This window comes from Limnofasciculus baicalensis BBK-W-15, assembly GCF_024178385.1.
Classification (GTDB): Bacteria; Cyanobacteriota; Cyanobacteriia; order Cyanobacteriales; family Coleofasciculaceae; genus Limnofasciculus; species Limnofasciculus baicalensis.
This window is the reverse complement of record NZ_JAMZMM010000511.1, coordinates 1-3,391: the sequence shown is the minus strand read 5'-3', so window position 1 is coordinate 3,391 and position 3,391 is coordinate 1. Positions and strand designations below refer to the sequence as shown.

At 39.8% G+C, this 3,391-nt stretch carries 3 protein-coding genes; 2 read left to right on the top strand and 1 reads right to left on the bottom strand.

The window, feature by feature from the left end:
• Positions 1 to 113 precede the first annotated feature (113 nt).
• Both NJ959_RS27460 and NJ959_RS27455 read left to right on the top strand, forming a co-directional pair.
• On the top strand, positions 114 to 662 hold the full coding sequence (locus NJ959_RS27460) for a hypothetical protein (protein WP_254014939.1): 549 nt from the start codon (positions 114 to 116) through the stop codon (positions 660 to 662).
• 36 nt (positions 663 to 698) lie between these two features.
• Positions 699 to 3,098 carry an AAA-like domain-containing protein gene (locus NJ959_RS27455; protein ID WP_444881959.1) on the top strand — a complete coding sequence of 800 codons (2,400 nt, stop codon included), beginning with the start codon at positions 699 to 701 and terminating at the stop codon, positions 3,096 to 3,098.
• A 65-nt stretch (positions 3,099 to 3,163) separates the two neighbouring features.
• On the opposite strand, the gene NJ959_RS27450 is transcribed toward NJ959_RS27455, so the two are convergent.
• Positions 3,164 to 3,283, bottom strand: a complete 120-nt coding sequence (locus NJ959_RS27450; protein WP_254014938.1) for a photosystem II protein Y — start codon at positions 3,281 to 3,283, stop codon at positions 3,164 to 3,166.
• Positions 3,284 to 3,391: the final 108 nt, after the last annotated feature.

Genomic DNA, 3,391 nt, shown 5'->3' with positions numbered 1-3,391 from the left:
TCCCAACCCATCTGCTGCAAAAATAACCACCCATCAGCTAAGAAAAAACAAACCAATCCATCCCCCAAACCAACCACCCATCCGCTGCTAAATCCGCTGCAAAATCCACTACCATGGTTATTCTAGAAAAAACACCCACCCAACTCAAACTGCGACACCGCCCCTATTTCCTCTGGATTGCCACAGGAAGCTGGTTATTCGGAATTCTAATCCTAATTCTGCTAATTACCATACAATTTTCCTGGTTACTTTACCTTTGGTGGCTCCCAGTATTTCTCATCCTCAATATCCTTATCTGTATTTCCCTTCTCCTTTTTACCCAACAGGTGATTAATTGTCATTTTGACAAAGAAAATTACCTATTTATCTTAAGGAAGCAAGGATTCCTGACTAAAAAAATACTTTGGCATCCTCTGGCAGATATTTTAGATATTAAGCTCAAATCTACAAGCTGGAATCATGACAAAAATGCCAATTATCAAATTGTTATCGTTTTGAAATCTGGCAAAGACTTAATTCTTAACGTTGGGCAAGATTCTGGGATTGATAATAAACTAGAAATAGTGAACCTAATCCGCAAGTTTCTAGGAATGCCAACTCAAACATTGCAAAAGGATTCTATCATGAAAATTAAGTTGTATGATAACACACCTGAGAGCTAGAAAATACTAGCTTAATAACTGTTAAATGGAGCAAACATGATGACAGAAAAATTACCATATCAAATTGGTGGTAGCTTACCAGAAAATGCACCAACTTATGTAGTGCGCCAAGCTGATACTGAACTCTATGAAGGACTTAATATTGGAGAATTTTGTTATGTACTCAATTCTCGCCAAATGGGTAAATCCAGCTTACTTGTGCGGACAATGCAAAGACTTCCTACCGAAGGATACGCCTGTGCTACTATCGATCTTTCCGATATTGGTAGTAAGTCCATTGAGCAATGGTATGGAGGTTTTGCCTATAAACTATTGAGTAGTTTTAATATCTTCGATGCAGTTGAATTTATGACTTGGTGGCAAGAGAGAGAACTCATTTCACCTCTCCAGAGACTGAGTGAATTAATCGAAGAAGTTTTACTCACTAAAATCACTAAACCTATTGTTATATTTATCGATGAAATCGATAGTATCCTAGGATTAAAAGAACCAATGGATGACTTTTTTGCCTTAATTAGATCTTGCTACAACAAACGCGCCCAAAAACTAGAATATCAGCGACTTACCTTTGCCCTATTAGGAGTAGCCACCCCATCAGATTTAATTTCCGATACGACACGGACACCATTTAATATTGGTAGGGGTATCGATTTACAGGGTTTTCAATTTCACGAATGTCAGGATTTTATCAAGGGAATGGAGGGGAAAATAAACAACCCTCAAGCAGTATTAAAAGAAATTTTATATTGGACAGGTGGACAACCATTTCTCACCCAAAAACTTTGTCAATTAGTAGTCGAAGAGGGGGAGTGGGGAGTAGGGAGTAGGGAGTGGGGAGTAGGGAATGGAGAATGGGGAGTAGGGAATAAAAATTACCAATTACCATCCGATAAAACATCCGCTACCACATCCGCTACATCCGTTAACACATCCGTTGCCACATCCGTTGCCACATCCCCTACCACAGTCACCCAAATCGTCAAATCCCGAATCATCGAAAACTGGGAAACTCAAGACGAACCAGTACATATTAGAACAATACGCGATCGCATTCTCAAAAATCAACAACGTTGTGGCAGGTTGCTCGGACTTTATCAAAAAATATTACAATATGGAGAAATTACCGCTGATGACACTCCAGAACAAACCGAATTACGCCTCAGTGGATTAGTAATTACCTGCCAGGGAAAATTACGAGTAAAAAATCCTATTTATCAAGCTATCTTCAACCAAGATTGGGTAGAAAAAATCCTCTGTGACTTGCGCCCCTATAGTGAATCATTAACTGCATGGCTAGCCACCAACTGTCAAGATGAATCCCGCTTATTGAGAGGGCAAGCATTGCAGGATGCACAAGAATGGGCAGGAGGAAAAAGTTTGAGCGATTGCGATTATCAATTTTTAGCCGCCAGTCAAGAAGCAGCCTTAACTCAGTTACGGGAAAAACAAGCCCAAAGCCAAACAGAAATTCAACAACTGCGACGAGAAAATGAATTACTAGAATCATTGAATAAAGAACAAAAGCAACGAAAAGAAATTGAAGAACAACTCAGACAGGAACGGATTAAAAAGGCCAAAATATTAACCGCAGCTATGGGTTCATTCATGACTGTTTTTGCTTTCCTAGCAGGATTATTTTTAGTCAAAGTATCCATGAATGAAACCAATACCCAACTCAACGCCCAAAGTCTACTATCGGAATCCCTCTTACAGTCGAATCAAAAAATAGAAGCCCTAATTGAAAGCATCCAAGCTGGCGAACAAGCTAAACAATACCTAGGCATCAATTCTGATACTAAAATTTTAGTTGTCGCTGCACTTAATCAAGCCATTGATAGCCTAGAAAAAGACAGAAGCGTGTTAAAGCTACAGACATTGCCAGTCAAATCTTTAACCTTCACGCCCGATAGCAAAACCTTGATTACCACCACGAATGATGGTAAAATCCAAATGTGGAAAACCAGCGATGGCAAATCTCTCCCAATCCCTCACAAAACCTCTAGACTAAACTCAGCGAATCTCTGCCTTTCCACAACAACCTGTAACAGCCCTAACGGTAAAATAATTGCCTCAATTAATACCGATGGCAATATCAAACTAATGAGCAAAAATGGTACACTACTAAGTATCTTGAAGCATACAGCACCAGTGACAAGTATTAGCTTCACTCCTGATAGTGAAACCCTTGCTTCTGGAAGTACAGATAACTTAGTGAGACTTTGGCATCGAGATGGTACGCTATTGAAAACTTTAGCAGGTCATCAGGCTCAGGTAACAAATGTGAGTTTTACTCCCGATGGTGAGATTTTAGCTTCAGCTAGTCAGGATGGGATGGTAATACTGTGGAATTTTAATCTTGAGGATTTGTTGAGGCAAGGGTGCGTTACGCTCAAAGGAAAATACAGGAGGATACTACCGAGTTGCACTCAAAGATAGACAAAAGCTAGCCATTCACCGCAAGTGGGGAACAGCTAGCTTTGTGGTATTTATACCTACCTGAATCAGGACGATTTATTCAAAAACGCCTGAATTTGTCCAAGAGCAATTGCGCCAATATTGAATACAGCCCAACCTGCTGCCAGGAGGAGAGGCAACAAAACAATCACTAATCGCCAATCCATATTCTTATTTACCTCGCTCAATGCGTATAGTTTTTTTAACTGTCTTCATCTTTCTATTTTCATCTAAAATGGCTAATTTGGCTAGATAGGTGGGAATGGGGAATGGGG

What these genes read in the sequence shown, in the direction of transcription:
- NJ959_RS27460 (WP_254014939.1), top strand. Translation starts at nt 114, where the DNA reads ATGGTTATTCTAGAAAAAACACCCACCCAACTCAAACTGCGACACCGC.
- NJ959_RS27455 (WP_444881959.1), top strand. Translation starts at nt 699, where the DNA reads ATGATGACAGAAAAATTACCATATCAAATTGGTGGTAGCTTACCAGAA.
- NJ959_RS27450 (WP_254014938.1), bottom strand. Translation starts at nt 3,283, where the DNA reads ATGGATTGGCGATTAGTGATTGTTTTGTTGCCTCTCCTCCTGGCAGCA.